The 14942-nt window shown below is 64.5% G+C and carries 10 protein-coding genes; 1 reads left to right on the forward strand and 9 read right to left on the reverse strand.

Annotated features, from left to right (window positions below; translation table 11 throughout):
• Window positions 1-43: 43 nt before the first annotated feature.
• From eco to DM373_RS18515, 9 genes are all read right to left on the reverse strand, one after another.
• The gene (gene eco, locus DM373_RS18475; RefSeq protein ID WP_110994956.1) at window positions 44-523 is read right to left on the reverse strand and encodes a serine protease inhibitor ecotin; all 480 of its coding nucleotides are present in this window, start codon (window positions 521-523) and stop codon (window positions 44-46) included.
• A 55-nt stretch (window positions 524-578) separates the two neighbouring features.
• Window positions 579-1349 (reverse strand): 3-hydroxybutyrate dehydrogenase, encoded by a 771-nt coding sequence (gene hbdH, locus DM373_RS18480; RefSeq protein ID WP_110994957.1) that lies wholly within the window; start codon window positions 1347-1349, stop codon window positions 579-581.
• A 10-nt stretch (window positions 1350-1359) separates the two neighbouring features.
• Window positions 1360-2751 carry a GntP family permease gene (locus DM373_RS18485; protein ID WP_110994958.1) on the reverse strand — a complete coding sequence of 464 codons (1392 nt, stop codon included), beginning with the start codon at window positions 2749-2751 and terminating at the stop codon, window positions 1360-1362.
• Between the two features lie 253 nt (window positions 2752-3004).
• A complete protein-coding gene (locus tag DM373_RS18490; protein ID WP_110994959.1) occupies window positions 3005-4390 on the reverse strand; it encodes a sigma-54 interaction domain-containing protein in 1386 nt (461 codons plus the stop codon).
• A gap of 132 nt (window positions 4391-4522) precedes the next feature.
• The gene (locus DM373_RS18495; RefSeq protein ID WP_110994960.1) at window positions 4523-5539 is read right to left on the reverse strand and encodes an ABC transporter permease; all 1017 of its coding nucleotides are present in this window, start codon (window positions 5537-5539) and stop codon (window positions 4523-4525) included.
• Window positions 5539-6597, reverse strand: coding sequence for a microcin C ABC transporter permease YejB (locus DM373_RS18500; RefSeq protein WP_110994961.1), 1059 nt, complete (start codon window positions 6595-6597; stop codon window positions 5539-5541). Before DM373_RS18500 ends, DM373_RS18495 begins: the two co-directional genes overlap by 1 nt.
• Window positions 6594-8393 carry an extracellular solute-binding protein gene (locus tag DM373_RS18505; RefSeq protein WP_244215097.1) on the reverse strand — a complete coding sequence of 600 codons (1800 nt, stop codon included), beginning with the start codon at window positions 8391-8393 and terminating at the stop codon, window positions 6594-6596. The genes DM373_RS18500 and DM373_RS18505 overlap by 4 nt, the downstream gene beginning before the upstream one ends.
• Before the next feature lie 148 nt (window positions 8394-8541).
• Window positions 8542-8823 carry a peptidylprolyl isomerase gene (locus DM373_RS18510; protein WP_009686645.1) on the reverse strand — a complete coding sequence of 94 codons (282 nt, stop codon included), beginning with the start codon at window positions 8821-8823 and terminating at the stop codon, window positions 8542-8544.
• A gap of 83 nt (window positions 8824-8906) precedes the next feature.
• Window positions 8907-9968 (reverse strand): 3-deoxy-7-phosphoheptulonate synthase, encoded by a 1062-nt coding sequence (locus DM373_RS18515; protein ID WP_110994962.1) that lies wholly within the window; start codon window positions 9966-9968, stop codon window positions 8907-8909.
• Window positions 9969-10598: 630 nt separating this feature from the next.
• On the opposite strand from DM373_RS18515, the gene DM373_RS18520 reads away from it, so the two are divergent.
• Window positions 10599-14810: a hypothetical protein gene (locus DM373_RS18520; protein ID WP_110994963.1), complete on the forward strand. Its 4212-nt coding sequence runs from the start codon at window positions 10599-10601 to the stop codon at window positions 14808-14810.
• The last annotated feature ends 132 nt before the right edge of the window (window positions 14811-14942 follow it).

The following is a 14942-nucleotide window of genomic DNA, read 5'->3' on the forward strand; positions in this document are numbered from 1 at the left end:
TGGGGCAAGCCCGCCGCGAAAGCGGGCGTGCCGATGCTGACGGTTACTCCACTTTAGCCGTTTGTACGTCCGGCGAGGCCGACCATACCCGGTAGCGCACTTCGACACCCTTGGGCACGTAGACCACCACGGGTAGCTTGCTGTTGTAGCGCAGCATGAAGCCGTCACCGACGACGGGTACGAAAGCGTCGGTTTTCTTGTTGTCCGGGCAGGCCATCAAGGTGCTGGCCGGGCCGCTGACCTTGTCCAGGCGGTAGTAGCTGTAGCCCCAGCCTTGCAGCGTGTGCTCTTCGAGCTTGCCGCCAAGGCGCTGGCGGTTGCAGTCCACCTTCAGCGTCTTGCCGGCGAGGATTTCCAGCTGATAGGCCGATTCATCGGCCTGGGCCGGCAGGTGGATCACCTGCCGGGTGAAGCCTTTTTCCGCCTCGGGGTAGGGCGCAACGTCTTTCAGGCTGGCGGCCATCGCCGGGGCGGCGGCAGCCAGGGTCAGGGACAGTAACGCGGTGAGTCGAGCTTGGCGCATAAGGCCTCCTTGCAGATAAACGAATGCAAGACCGTGCCAGGCTCGACGCCCGCCCTCACTGGGCGAGCCAGCCGCCATCGACGTTCCAGGCGGCGCCGCGAACCTGGCTGCCGGCCTCGCTGCACAGGAACAATACCAGCTCGCCGAGGTGACGGGGTGTGACGAAGGCCAGCGAAGGCTGTTTCTCGGCCAACAGATCGTGCTGCGCCTGCTGTGGATCGCCACCGTTGGCGGCACGGTCGTCGATCTGTTTCTGTACCAGCGGGGTCAGCACCCAGCCGGGGCAGATGGCATTGCAAGTGACGTTGCTGGTGGCGGTTTCCAGGCCGATCACCTTGGTCAGCCCGACCACGCCGTGCTTGGCGGCCACATAGGCGGCCTTGCCGGTGGAACCCACCAGGCCGTGCACCGAGGCAATGTTGATGATCCGCCCCCAACCCCGCGCGCGCATGCCCGGCAGCGCCAGGCGGCTGCCATGGAACACCGCCGACAGGTTCAGCGCGATGATCTTGTCCCAGGCCTCGACCGGGAACTGCTCCACCGGCGCCACGTGCTGGATGCCGGCGTTGTTGACCAGGATGTCGAGCGCACCGAACTCGCGCTCGGCCATGGCGAACATCTGCTCGATCTGTGCCACATCGGAAAGGTCGGCCGGGTGGTGTGCAACCTTCACCCCGTGCTGCTTGATCTGGGCGATGGCCGCTGCCGGGTCGCCGAAGCCGTTGAGCAGGATATTCGCGCCGGCCTCTGCCAGTACCTGGGCGATGCCCAGCCCGATACCGCTGGTGGAGCCGGTGACCAGTGCGGTCTTGCCTTTGAGCGTCATGCAGTTCTCCTTAGACGATGCCGGTGGCGTAGAACGTGGCGATGACCACGAACACGGCCAGGGTCTTGATCAGGGTAATACCGAAAATGTCCTTGTACGCTTCGCGGTGGGTCAGCCCGGTCACCGCCAGCAAGGTGATCACCGCGCCGTTGTGCGGCAGGGTGTCCATGCCGCCGCTGGCCATGGCGGCCACCCGGTGCAGCACTTCCAGCGGGATATTGGCGGCGTTGGCGGCGGCGATGAAGCTGTCGCTCATGGCCGCCAGGGCGATGCTCATGCCACCCGACGCAGAGCCGGTGATGCCGGCCAGCAGGGTCACGGTGATGGCTTCGTTGACCAGCGGGTTGGGGATGCCGCGCAGGGCGTCAGCCAGCACCAGAAAGCCCGGCAGCGATGCGATCACAGCGCCAAAACCGTATTCCGAGGCGGTGTTCATGGCCGCCAGCAGGGCGCCGCCGACCGCGCTTTTGGTGCCTTCGGCCAGGCGCTGGCGAATGCTGCCGAAGGCGCACACCAGCACCATCAGGATGCCCACCAGCAAGGCCGCCTGCACTGCCCAGATGGCCGTGAGCTTGGCCACGTCGCTCTGCACCGGCGCGGCCATGCCTGGCAGTTGCAAGGTATGGCTGGCTCCGTACCACTGTGGGATCCAGTGGGTGAACAGCAGGTTCATAACCCCCACCAGCAGCAACGGCGACAACGCCAGCCACGGGTTGGGCAGGGTGATGTCGTCGGCGGTCTCCGGTTCGTTGCGCAGGTTGCTGCCATAGCCTTCACCCTTGCGCTGGGCCTTGTTGCGTTGGCGTTGCAGGTAGAGCATGCCGGCGCTGAACACGAACAGCGTGCCGATCAGGCCCAGCCATGGCGCGGCCCAGGCGGTGGTATTGAAGAAGGTGCTGGGGATGATGTTCTGGATCTGCGGGGTGCCGGGCAGGGCGTCCATGGTGAACGAGAACGCACCCAGGGCAATGGTTGCCGGGATCAGGCGCTTGGGGATATCGCTTTGCCGGAACATCTCGGCGGCAAACGGGTACACCGCGAACACCACCACGAACAGCGACACGCCGCCGTAGGTGAGCAGGGCGCAGACCAGCACGATCACCAGCATCGCCTGGCGCGTGCCGAGCAGGCGAATGGCGGCGGCGACGATCGAGCGCGAGAAGCCCGACAGCTCGATCAGCTTGCCGAACACCGCGCCCAGCAGGAACACCGGGAAATACAGCTTGATGAAGCCGACCATCTTCTCCATGAACACCCCAGTGAAGGCGGGCGCCACGGCGGCGGGGTCGGTGAGCAGCACGGCGCCGAGGGCGGCGATAGGCGCGAACAGGATCACGCTGTAACCGCGATAGGCGGCCAGCATCAGCAGGGCCAGGGCAGCGAGGGCGATGAGCACGGTCATCGTGGGGGATCTCCAACTGTTGTTTTTATGGTTGGAAATTCAGGTAGCGGGAATCGTGCCAGGTTATTAAGTCATTGATTTATATGAATAAAATCAAAATCATCAATTCAGCAGTCTCTATCTTGAGACGCGGCTACGTGGGAGCGGGCTTGCCCCGCGATGGCCTTCACAGGAAATAGTCGATTTTTATGCGGCTGACGCCATCGCGGGGCAAGCCCGCTCCCACGATCTCCACTTTGAGACATTGGTCTCTTTATTGAGACTCAATCCCCAGTGCCACCATCTTCTTGTACAGCGTCGACCGCCCCAGCCCCAAAGCCCGCGCTGCCTCCGGCACATTCCAAGCGCTACGCGCCAAGGCATCGACAATCAACCCGCGCTCGAACTGCGCGCATGCCTGGCGATAGTCCAGCGCCGGCGCGGCCGAGACCACCGGGCTCAACGGCCCCAACGCACCGATCAAGTCCGACACATTCAAGCGCGGCTGGTCCGCCAGCAAGGTTGCGCGTTCCAGTACGTTACGCAATTCGCGAATGTTCCCCGGCCAGCCATGGCGCCCCAGCAGCGCCTGGGCCTCGGGTTCCAGCTCGTACTGGCTGCCCAGCTCGGCCAGGATCGCCTCGCACAGCGCCGGCAAGTCCTCCAGCCGCTCACGCAACGGCGGCACCTCGATCGGCAGCACGTTCAGCCGGTAGTACAGGTCGGCACGGAATGCCCCGCGGGCCATGGCCGCCTGCAGGTCGATGGAGGTGGCGGCGATGATGCGCACGTCGCTGCGCAGCATCTGGTTGGAGCCCACCGGCTCGTATTCCTTCTCCTGCAGTACCCGCAGCAGCTTGCTTTGCAGCGCCAGTGGCATGTCGCCGATCTCGTCGAGGAACAGCGTGCCGCCTTCGGCCAGTTGCAGCTTGCCGCTGCGGCCCTTGCGCTCGGCACCGGTGAAGGCGCCGGGGGCGGTGCCGAAGAATTCGGCCTCCAGCAGGGTCTCGGGGATGGCCGCGCTGTTGATGCTGACGAACGCCTTGTGCGCCCGTGCCGAGGCGGCGTGGATGGCGTGGGCCAGCAGCTCCTTGCCGGTACCGGTTTCGCCCAGCAGCAGCACCGGCGAGTCGCTGGCCGCGCCGCGCCGCCCGCGGCGCTTGGCCTCAAGGCACGCGGCGCTGCTGCCGACGAACTGGGCGAAGCTGTAGCGCGCCTGGCGCGCGCGCAGTTGCGAGCGGGTGCTGGCCAGTTCCTGCTGCATGCTCGAATAGCGTTTAAGCAAGGGTGACAGGCTGCGCAACTCGTCGAACAGGGCAAAGCCGATGGCGCCGATCAGCGCGCCCTGGTCGTCGTGGATCGGCAGGCGCATCACCACCAGCGGCTCGTTGGGGGTGTCGAGCATGTCCAGCAGGATCGGCTTGCCGTTGCTCACCACCTCGCGCATCAGGCTGCCGGGGATCACCGCCTCGCAGGGCTGGCCGATGGCGCTGGCGGCGTCGGCCAGGCCGAAGCGCCGGGCATAGCGCTCGTTCATCCAGACGATGCGCGCCTGGCGGTCGACGATCACCGTGCCTTCGCTGGACTGCTCGATGATCTCGAACAGCGAGCGGATTGCCAGTTGGCGGACCTGTGGGTAGTCCTTGAGGTTGTCGTGCATGTTTGCAGTATCCGCTTGAATCAGAGGGCCCTATCGCGGGGCAAGCCCGCTCCCACGCGGGAGCAACTTAAATACCTAGTGCTATCTCTGTGGGAGCGGGCTTGCCCCGCGATAGGGTCGGTACAGGCAAATCTAACGCCGTGGATCGAACGCCTCACGCAGCGCATCGCCGATGAACACCAGCAACGACAGGATCAGCGCCAGGGCAAAGAACGCGGTAAAGCCCAGCCACGGCGCCTCCAGGTGCTGCTTGCCCTGGGTCACCAGCTCGCCCAGTGACGCACTGCCCGCAGGCATGCCGAAACCGAGAAAATCCAGCGCCGTAAGGGTAGTGATCGCTCCGGTGAGCATGAAGGGTACGTAAGTAAGGGTGGCGTTCATGGCGTTGGGCAGGATATGCCGCAGCATCACCTGGCTGTCCGCCAGCCCCAGCGCGCGGGCCGCCTTGACGTACTCCAGGTTGCGCCCGCGCAGGAACTCGGCGCGCACCACATCGACCAGCGCCAGCCATGAAAACAGCGCCATGATCCCCAGCAGCCACCAGAAGTCCGGCTCGACGAAGCCCGAGAGAATGATCAGCAGGTACAGCACCGGCAACCCCGACCACACCTCCAGCAGGCGCTGCCCGAGCAGGTCGACCCAGCCACCGTGATAACCCTGCAAGGCGCCGGCGGTGACGCCGATCAGCACGCTGACCACGGTCAGGGCAAAGGCGAACAGCAGCGACACCCGTGTGCCGTACAGCACCCGCGCCAGCACGTCGCGCCCTTGGTCGTCGGTGCCCAGCCAGTTCACCGCGCTGGGCGGGCTGGGGGTGGGTACCTGCAGGTCGTAGTTGGGGGTGTCGGCGCTGAACGGGATGGGCGCGAACAGCATCCAGCCGCCCTGGCCCTCGATCAGTTGGCGCACGTATTGGCTGCGGTAGTCGGGCTGGAACGGCAACTGGCCGCCGAATTGCTGTTCGGTGTAGCGCTTGAGCGCGGGGGTGTACAGCTGGCCCTGGTACGACAGCAGCAGTGGCTTGTCGTTGGCCACCAGCTCCGCGCCGAGGCTGAGTATCAACAGGCCGGCGAACAGCCACAGCGAGGCCCAGCCAAGGCGGTTGGCGCGAAAGCGCTGCAGGCGGCGTCGAGCGATGGGCGAGAGCATCAGCGGCCCCTCGCGTCGAAGTCGATGCGCGGGTCGAGCGCCGTGTAGCAGAGGTCGCCGATCAAGCGGATCAGCAGCCCGGCCAGGGTGAAGATGAACAGCGTGCCGAACACCACCGGGTAGTCCCGCGACACCGCCGCCTCGTAGCTCATGCGGCCCAGGCCATCGAGGGAGAAGATCACCTCGATCAGCAGGGAACCGGCGAAGAACACCGTGATCAGCGCCTGCGGCAACCCGGCCACCACCAGCAGCATGGCGTTGCGCAGCACGTGGCCGTACAGCACCCGGCGTTCGCTCAGGCCCTTGGCCCGGGCGGTGACCACGTACTGCCGGGATATTTCGTCGAGGAAGGCGTTCTTGGTCAGCAGGGTCAAGGTGGCAAAGCCCCCGATCACCAGGGCGCCGACCGGCAGCACCAGGTGCCAGAAGTAATCGGCCAGTTTGCCCAGCAGGCTGAGCTGGTCGAAGTCATCCGACACCAGCCCGCGCACCGGGAACCAGTTGAGCGAGGTGCCACCCGCAAACAGCACGATCAGCAGCAGGGCGAACAGGAACGAGGGCAGGGCATAGCCGACCACGATCAGCGCGCTGCTCCAGGCATCGAAGCGGCTGCCATGGCGCACCGCCTTGCGGATGCCCAGCGGGATCGACACCAGGTAGGTGATCAGCGTGGCCCAGAAACCCAGCGACAGCGTCACCGGCAGTTTCTCGAGGATCAGGTCGGTGACCTTGGCGCCGCGGAAGAAGCTCTGGCCGAAGTCCAGCCGGGCGTACTGGCCGAGCATCAGCCACAGCCGTTCGGGGGCGGATTTGTCGAAACCGTACTGGCGCTTGATCTCTTCGATCAGCTTGGGGTCCAGGCCACGGGTGGCGCGGGACTCGCCGTGCACCGCCTCGGCCCGTGCGCCGGGGGCGCCGCCGCCGATGCCCTGCAGTCGCGCCACGGCCTGCTCCACCGGGCCACCGGGGGCGGCCTGGACGATGGCGAAGTTGACCAGCAGGATCGCCAGCAACGTGGGGATGATCAGCAGCAGGCGGCGCAGGATGTAGCTGGTCATGGCTGTTTACCGAGCCGTTCGGCCATCTGTTCGCTGGTCAGCGCCGTCGGGCTGACCTCCCACCAGGTGTCCAGGCCTTCGTCATAGGTGGCTTGCACCTTGGGCAGGCCGAAGCGGTTCCACCACACCGTCGAGCTGCCCGGCGGGTAGTAGTTGGGGATCCAGTAGTAGTTCCATTGCAGCACCCGGTCCAGGGCATGGGCGTGGCGCAGCATGTCGGGCTGGCTGCTGGCGCGCACCAGCCCGTCGAGCAGGTGGTCCACCGCGGGGTCCTTGAGCACCATCAGGTTGTTCGAGCCGGGGTCGTTGGCCGCGGCGGAGCCGAAGTAGTTGTACAGCTCGCTGCCCGGCGACAGGGTCACCGGGTAGCCGGTGACGACCATGTCGTAGTCGCGGGCCATCAGGCGGTTGACGTACTGCGCGGCGTCGACGTTGCGGATGTTCAGCTCGATGCCGATCTGCGCCAGGTTGCGCTTCCATGGCAGCAGCAGGCGCTCCATGCCCGACTGGCCGTTGAGGAAGGTGAAGCTCAGCGGTTCGCCCTGGGCATTGACCAGGCGATCGCCCTCGGGTCGCCAGCCGGCGGCCTGGAGCAGGGCCAGGGCCTGCAACTGCTGCGGGCGGATGATCCCCGTGCCGTCGGTGACCGGGGCATTGAACACCTGGCTGAACACTTCGTCGGGCACCTGGCCGCGCAGCGGTTCCAGCAGCTTGAGTTCGTCCGCGTCCGGCAGCGCGCGGGCTGCCAGCGGAGTGTTGGAGAACAGGCTCTGCTGGCGGATGTACAGATTGCGCATCATCTGCCGGTTGCTCCACTCGAAGTCCCAGAGCATGCCCAGGGCCTGGCGCACCCGGCGGTCCTGGAACTGCGGCCTGGCCAGGTTGAAGACGAAACCCTGGGCCACCTGCGGCTTGGCCGGGCCCAGGTGGGCGCGCTGCAGGCGGCCGTCGTCGAGCTGGGCGCCGTTGTAGCCGAGGGTGAAGGCGGTGGCGGAGAACTCGCGGTTGTAGTCGTAGCCGCCACCCTTGAGCACCTGGCGTGCCACCTCGGTGTCGCCGAAGTACTCGATGCGCAGGCGCTGGAAGTTGTACAGGCCACGGGCCACCGGCAGGTCTTTGGCCCACCAGTCGGCATTGCGCTCGAAGGTGATGCTGCGGCCGTTGTCGATCCGGCTGATGCGGTACGGGCCGCTGCCCACGGGTTTGTCGAAACCGGCACCATTGGCGAAGTCGCGCTGCTGCCAGTCATGTTCGGGCAGCACTGGCAGGCTGGCCAGGTCCAGCGCCAGGGTGCGCCCGTGCGGCTGCTTGAAGTCGAAGCGTAGCTGCCGCGGGCCTTCGACTGTCACCCCGGCCACTTCGGCGAAACGCGTGCGGTAATTGAGGCTGCCCTTGCTCATCAGCAGCTCGAAGGTAAAACGTACATCCTCGGCACGCACCGGCTTGCCGTCGGCGAAGGTGGCGCGCGGGTCGAGATACAGGCGCAGCCAGGCGTCGTCGGGGCCGCGCTCCAGGCGCTGGGCGATCAGGCCATAGACCGTGTAGGGCTCGTCGAAGGCGCGAATGGCCAATGGCGCGTACAGCCAGCCCTCGACCTGGCTCACGCCAATGCCCTTGTCGATGAATGGCAGGATGTGGTCGAACTGGCCGATCTCCAGGGCCGAACGGCGCAGGCTACCGCCCTTGGGGGCATCCGGGTTGACGTAGGCGAAGTGCTGGAAGCTGGCGGGGTAGCGGGGGGCTTCACCGTAGACGGTGAGGGCGTGGGTGGGGGCGGCCTGGGCGAAACAGGCCATGCACGCCAGGGCGATGCAACACAGTACCTGTGGGAGCGGGCTTGCCCGCGAATGCGTCCGTTCGAGCAACGTCGTTGTCTGGGCGGGCGCATTCGCGGGCAAGCCCGCTCCCACAGGTTCAGCGCAGGGGCGGGCGATCAAGAACGCCTCAGTCCTGGCGGCTGGTCACTTCCAGCAGGTGGTAGCCGAACTGGGTCTTCACCGGGCCTTGCACGGTGTTGACCGGGGCGCTGAACACCACGGTGTCGAATTCCTTGACCATCTGGCCCGGGCCGAACGAACCCAGATCACCGCCCTGACGGCTGGATGGGCAGGTGGAATTGGCCTTGGCGATTTCGGCGAAGTCGGCGCCGGCTTCGATCTGTGCTTTGAGTTCGTTGCACTTGTCTTCAGAGGCAACCAGGATGTGACGGGCGGTGGCTCGGGCCATGGGGAACTGCTCCTAGGGGGGTGAAAAGGGCAAGCCTAGCGCACTTGTCTAGGCCATGTCTCGCAAGGCTTGCCGACTGTTTCCTACAAACGTTTGGCGGCTTCGCGCAGCATGGTCTCGGTCGCGCTCCAGCCCAGGCAGCCGTCGGTGATCGATACGCCGTACTTCAGGGCGCCGGCACCCAATGCCTGGCAACCATCGAACAGGTGGCCCTCGATCATCACCCCGACCAGCGAGCGGTCGCCGGCCAGGCGTTGCTGCAGCACATCTTCGAACACCGCGGGCTGACGCATCGGGTCCTTGCCGCTGTTGGCATGGCTGCAATCGACCATGATGCGTGGCGCCAGGCCCGCCTTGGCCAGGCCCTGGCGCGCCTGGGCCACGCTGTGGGCATCGTAGTTCGGGCCCTTGTGGCCACCGCGCAGCACCAGGTGGGTGTCCGGGTTGCCGAGGCTCTCGATGATCGCCGGGTAGCCCTGGGCGTCCATGCCGAAGTGGCGGTGCGGATGCGCGGCGCTGCGCATGGCGTCGCAGGCAATGGCGATGCCGCCATCGGTGCCGTTCTTGAAGCCGACCGGCAGCTCCAGGCCGCTGACCATCTCACGGTGGATCTGCGACTCGGTGGTGCGCGCGCCAATGGCCGCCCAGCCCAGCAGGTCGTCGAAGTAGCCAGCGGCCATGGGTTGCAGCAGCTCGGTGGCGATCGGCAGGCCGCGCTCGATCATGCTCAGCATCAAGCCACGGGACAGGGCGATGCCGGCGTGCATGTCGTCGCTGCCATCGAGGTGCGGGTCGTAGGCCAGGCCTTTCCAGCCCACCGTGGTGCGTGGTTTTTCAACGTAGGCGCGCATCACCAGCAGCAGCTTGTCGCCGACTTCATGGTTGAGCGCCGCCAGGCGGTCGGCGTATTCCAGCGCCGAGCGCGGGTCATGGATCGAGCACGGGCCGACGATCACCAGCAGGCGTTCGTCGCGGCCTTCGAGGATGGCGCGGATGGCCTGGCGGTGGGCATGGACTTGCTGGGTGAGTTCGGTCGACAGCGGCATCTGCTGCTTGAGCAGGTGCGGGCTGGGCAGGCGCTTGCTGACAGTGGCGTTGGCCGCTTGCGGTTGGGTCAGGGGCAGGGCGAGGTTCGAGGCGTGCATGGCTTTTTTCCCTGGGCGGACGGCGGGTTCTGGCCCGCGCGGTCGGCCCTATCGAGGTGTTCGACTGGTCGTCAAATTGGGTAGTTGTGCGGCATTGCCACCGGAAATCGACCGAACGGAGGCGGCAGGCTGGCCCGAACGGAATTGGCTAAATCGCCATGCATAGGTGCTTGGGTAGTAGTAAGTGGCGTAGTTCATGAATCTGTCCTCAAGACGAAGCGTTGAAAGTGATGGCCCGGAAAAACAAAACCCCCGGTCGGGAAGCCGACCGGGGGTTTGAGTATTCTCATGTTCGGCGGCCCCTCGAAAGTGGGCGCCGGGTGGGTTATCGGCGCCTAGTAGCTAAACCAATAACCAAAATAAAAGGGTGCAACGGCGTTACGACCGGCAACGGCCAGCACGCGGTGCGCAGGGCGACCGGTGTGATTGGCGGGGTTGCAGGTGTGTTTCGGCATGTTGCTCTCCAGTGAATGTGCCCGAGCTTACTGCACCTTTGCACGGGCATTCAATGGTTAATTGCTATCGGGGCGATTGATATGGGGACCTGGCATTTTTGTCAGTAGTCGAACTGCTGGCGAGTTGATCGAATGGAGCGGTCGACCACATACCTACGCCGGGGGTGACCAGGCCATGAACGATACCCTCCAGAACAGACTCAATGCGTTCAACGCCCACCTTGATGCCACATACCCCGAGCATGCCGGCAATCCTATACGTCCGCCGTACATCGAAGCTGCCCAATGGCCGATCCGACGCGCTGATTTTGGTATCGATGACCAGCGACCATGGGACGCTGACGAAAAACTGACGATCATCGTCCAGCCTTGGGCAGACATGCAGGTGCGGGACCTGGCCAAACTGTTCTGGAATGGCAAACCGGTCAGCACCAAGGCGTTGCTGGAGGAACAGCTTGGCAAGCGCCTCGTATTCAAGGTCAATGGCGACAAGGTGCCTGAGGGCCTGGGTGCTCTGGTTCTCAACGTGGAGCGAAGCGCCGGCCCGAGTGAGTTGTACAAAGCCGTCTACACATCAGCGGCGTTGAGCACCGTGGCATGGTTCGACTGCCCTGGCGACCAGGATGAGGTTGCCGAAATCGACGCGCAGGGTGAGGAGCGATTCTTCGTGCCCTGCATACTTGCCGCACCCACCGTGCAGACGCCCGACGATGGTGTCATCCGCTCGCTGCAGACCAGCCAGGTCGTGCCGGTGACCGTCGCCCCCTACCGTTACATGAGCCCTTTCGACACCATTCGTTTGTATTGGGGCAGTCAGGCGATTGAGCGTCTGGTGCAAGAGAACGAGGTTGGCCAGGCTGTCGTGATCGAGGTGGACAAGACAACCATCGATGCCGCGGGTGACGGTGACCCGCTGGCGCTCAGCTACGAGGTGATCGATGAAGTGGGTAACGCCTCCAGAAGTCGCTCCGAGCAGGCCTCGATCAAGGTGCAACTGGGCTCGCAACCACGCCCGGCACGTCCCGCCAGTGTTGAAACCGTCGCTGCTCCGGAGCTGTCCGGGCGAAGTTCCCAGGCCCAGCAGATCAAGGCTGACGTACCACGAGTGAAGGACGCAGCGCTGGACGATGGTTTGCTGACGGTCAGCCCCGACCTGGCGGAGCTCATGGTCACGGTTGGGTTGAGTGCAGGCCTTGTCCCTGGAGACATGGTCTACGTGACGTTGGATTGCATGCGAGCCAACGGACGGGAATGGGACGATCTTTCAGACGACACGATCGTCGTGGATCCTCCCACCGATCAGGTCTTCCGGTTTGCCGGCGCAAAGTATGTCAAACCTTTCGAAGGTGGTTGGGTGGAAATTTCATACACGATCGAGCGCGGCAAGCCTGTGGTCGAGCGTACATCGGAAAAGGTCAGGGTGTATGTGGGCGATGTGCTGGAAAACCTTCCCCCTGCGCAAACGGCGCCATCGCTGGAGGACGACAACCTCGACCCGAACCTTCAAGCGTTCAAGGACGGGATCGACATCACGATTCCCGCGTTGCCGGATATCAAGCCGCCTTACCGCGTGGAGCTGTTCTGGGACACTTCGTCCGGCCGCTACCGCGAAATCGAGCAGGCAGTGGCGGCTGGCAATCGCCCCGAGCCGTTCCACATTCCGCACAGCGATCTGGCGGTAGAGGGTGCACCGCTGGTATATGCCACGGTCTATTACATGATTTACCAGGATGGCAAGCCAGACCGTGCCTCGGAAGATTTTGAGTTCACGATCAGCGAAGAGCAGGAAGCCGAAGAGCTCGCGGACTATCTGGATGACCAATCGGCCGCCGCCAATGAAGCAGAGGCGCTGCTGCGCGACTTCGACACCTACCTGAAATCGAAGTACCCCGATGCGCCGCCAACGGTCATCCCCAGCCCTTATCTCTACGGTGCGTTGCACCCAGCCGGAGCGGTCGATTTCGGCGTGGGGGCGCAACTGCTGGAGGACTACGACGACCAGGTGCTGGTGCTGATTCCTGCCTGGGAGTCGATGAAAGCCGGAGATGTCGTCCAGCTGTACTGGGAAGAAAGGCTTGTGGCGTTCGGCAAGGTTCGTATCACCCAGGTCGGGCAGTTCATGACCTTGGCCGTCGACAGCAGCGATGTGCCGAGCGCAAGGGGCTCGCTGTATTGCCAGGTGCGGCGAAAAGCCGGAGACATCGAGCGCTCTGCGGCGGTGAGCACGCAGGTCTTGCTCGACCCGCCTGGTGTCGAGGGTGTTCTCGGTGTCGGCCAGCAGCTGACGCGCCCCGTCGTGGCCCCGCAGTCCGGTGTGATCGGCCAGGCAGAGGCCAGAGGCAAGGTGCGTGTGACCATCGCCCCTTACCTGAACATGAACCCAAGAAATGTCATCCACCTGTTCTGGGGTGACCAGTCGATCGAGCGGGCACTGACCGAACAGGACGTCAACCAACCGGTGGTCATCGAAGTGGACGAGCAGGCCATCAGCAACGCTGGCGACAGTCTCGCGCTGCCCGTCTACTACTACGTCAGCGACGAAGTGGGAAACGAATCGGAGTGGTCGGAAGATTCCATCGTCAGTGTCAACCTGCTTGAAGGCCGGCTGCTTTCACCACAGGTGCTGGATCAGGGCGGGATGGTCAATGAGACGCATACGATCGATCGATCGATGTCAGGTGCCGCGCCATTGTCGATCCAGGTGCATGACCCCGCCTTGCTGCCAGGAGACGACGTGGTCTTGAACTGGGTCGGCACCACGGATTCAGGGCTGGTTGTCGACAGGGTCTTCGGGTCGGTGCAGCTGCGCGAAGCCGGCGAGTTGCTCAAGTTCTCAGTGCCCAGCGAACAGTGGCAGGCCTTGAGTCGGGCGAAGTGCGCTTACACCGTTACCCGCAGCGAAATCTCCAGCAGGTCCGGCTTGGCCCACGTCCATTTCACCGCGGCGCCATCGCGCCTGCCCGCGCCAACCCTGAAGGATGATGAGAGCGGCTGGATCGACGCGAACCTGGCGACCCTTATCGCGCGCGTTCCGTTGGAGGCGGGATTGCAGAAGGACGATATCGTCACGTTGAAAGTGGTCGGCACGGCCTCCGATGCAACGGTAAGGCTCAAGCTCGCTCCTCGCCGGCACATCACCGCACTGTGGGTTGGCAAGGTTGTGCCGTTCAGCCTCAAAGGCGCCGACCACCTCAAACCGTTCGACGGGGGCTATATCGATGTCTCCTATACGGTCCAACGCGGCAATCAGACCTTGTCCTCCGAAGTGGCCCGATGGGATGTCGGTTATCTGGCGGAATCACTGCCCGCGCCAAGTCCGGAACAATCGTTGCCGCAAGGTGCGCTGGATCCCTCGCTGGGGATCTACGCCCGAGGGATGGGCATTGTGCTGCCCAGTGACATCGAGTCGTTGGCACCCTGTAAAGCCACCTTGTACTGGAGTGGGTCGGACGGTACCTACCATGAACAGGAGGTCACCATTGGCGTAGGTGAGAAGGCGCCCGTGGTCGAGGTTCCGCGAAAGGCTTTCGATCTGGACGAAGGGGTGGAAGTCGAGGCCCACTACGTCCTGGAGTTCGACGACAAACCCGCCCGCGCCTCAGCCGATCTGGTATTTCGCATTGCCAAGGGCAAGGGGCAGAGCGAGTTGCTTCCCGCCCTTGTGATCGCTGGCACCGACGGCGGCAAGCTCAGCGTCGCCGACATTCCCGCCGGTGGCCTGCAGGTGAGGGTGCCCGAGTACCCGGGTATGAGCGAAGGCGACCGGATCGTGATCAAGTTCGGCGACTACAGCCATGCACCCTATGTGGTCAAACAAAAAGGCACCCAGCTCATCACCCTGCCCAGAGGCGCGGTCTTCGGCGGCGCATCAGGCAGCGCAAGCGTGAGTTATGAGGTCTTGCGCCCCGGCGTCGCCGAGCCCATCGCGTCCCAGGGCCTGCTGCTCGAGTGCGAGAGGATCGAGCTTTGGGAGGACTTCGAGACCATCACTCGGTTGGTCTTGCGTGCCGGCCAGAGCGTCAGAGTGCCGACCATGACCCTGAGGGTCATCGTGCCGAACCTTCAGTTCACCAATAATCGATGGATACCCGATAAAACCATGGTCTTCGCGGTGAACGGTGTGACAGGCCCCAATCCTGCGTACGTGATGCTGTTGGACACGCCTGTCCGGGCAGTGAGGCTGCGGGTAGGGGGGTACGGCTCGATTCGCGTGCTGGACGCACGTGGGCGGGAGTTGGCCGCCTCGCTGCGCACCCACCACGGCAAGGACAATCAGGTGACGTTGTCGGCGGGGGCCGGGCAGCTGATTCACCAGATAGAAATAGCCGCTTCGAAAAAACCAGGGTATCTGTCTATCGGCGTGGCCTCGGTGCAGATGATCAGATGATGCCTCAGCGCTGGCCGCGCGTGAACTCCCAGCGGTACAGCGCGCCGCTTCGGAAGCGGTGGCCGATGCAGGGCAGCCGGCGCAGGTCCTCGGGGCCTCATCGCGGGGCAAGTCGCAGCGGCGGTTCGCCGC

Source organism: Pseudomonas sichuanensis, assembly GCF_003231305.1.
In the GTDB taxonomy this organism is placed as follows: domain Bacteria; phylum Pseudomonadota; class Gammaproteobacteria; order Pseudomonadales; family Pseudomonadaceae; genus Aquipseudomonas; species Aquipseudomonas sichuanensis.

What these genes read in the sequence shown, in the direction of transcription:
- DM373_RS18500 (WP_110994961.1), bottom strand. Translation starts at nt 6,597, where the DNA reads ATGACCAGCTACATCCTGCGCCGCCTGCTGCTGATCATCCCCACGTTG.
- hbdH (WP_110994957.1), bottom strand. Translation starts at nt 1,349, where the DNA reads ATGACGCTCAAAGGCAAGACCGCACTGGTCACCGGCTCCACCAGCGGT.
- DM373_RS18510 (WP_009686645.1), bottom strand. Translation starts at nt 8,823, where the DNA reads ATGGCCCGAGCCACCGCCCGTCACATCCTGGTTGCCTCTGAAGACAAG.
- DM373_RS18505 (WP_244215097.1), bottom strand. Translation starts at nt 8,393, where the DNA reads ATGGCCTGTTTCGCCCAGGCCGCCCCCACCCACGCCCTCACCGTCTAC.
- DM373_RS18485 (WP_110994958.1), bottom strand. Translation starts at nt 2,751, where the DNA reads ATGACCGTGCTCATCGCCCTCGCTGCCCTGGCCCTGCTGATGCTGGCC.
- DM373_RS18515 (WP_110994962.1), bottom strand. Translation starts at nt 9,968, where the DNA reads ATGCACGCCTCGAACCTCGCCCTGCCCCTGACCCAACCGCAAGCGGCC.
- eco (WP_110994956.1), bottom strand. Translation starts at nt 523, where the DNA reads ATGCGCCAAGCTCGACTCACCGCGTTACTGTCCCTGACCCTGGCTGCC.
- DM373_RS18495 (WP_110994960.1), bottom strand. Translation starts at nt 5,539, where the DNA reads ATGCTCTCGCCCATCGCTCGACGCCGCCTGCAGCGCTTTCGCGCCAAC.
- DM373_RS18490 (WP_110994959.1), bottom strand. Translation starts at nt 4,390, where the DNA reads ATGCACGACAACCTCAAGGACTACCCACAGGTCCGCCAACTGGCAATC.
- DM373_RS18520 (WP_110994963.1), top strand. Translation starts at nt 10,599, where the DNA reads ATGAACGATACCCTCCAGAACAGACTCAATGCGTTCAACGCCCACCTT.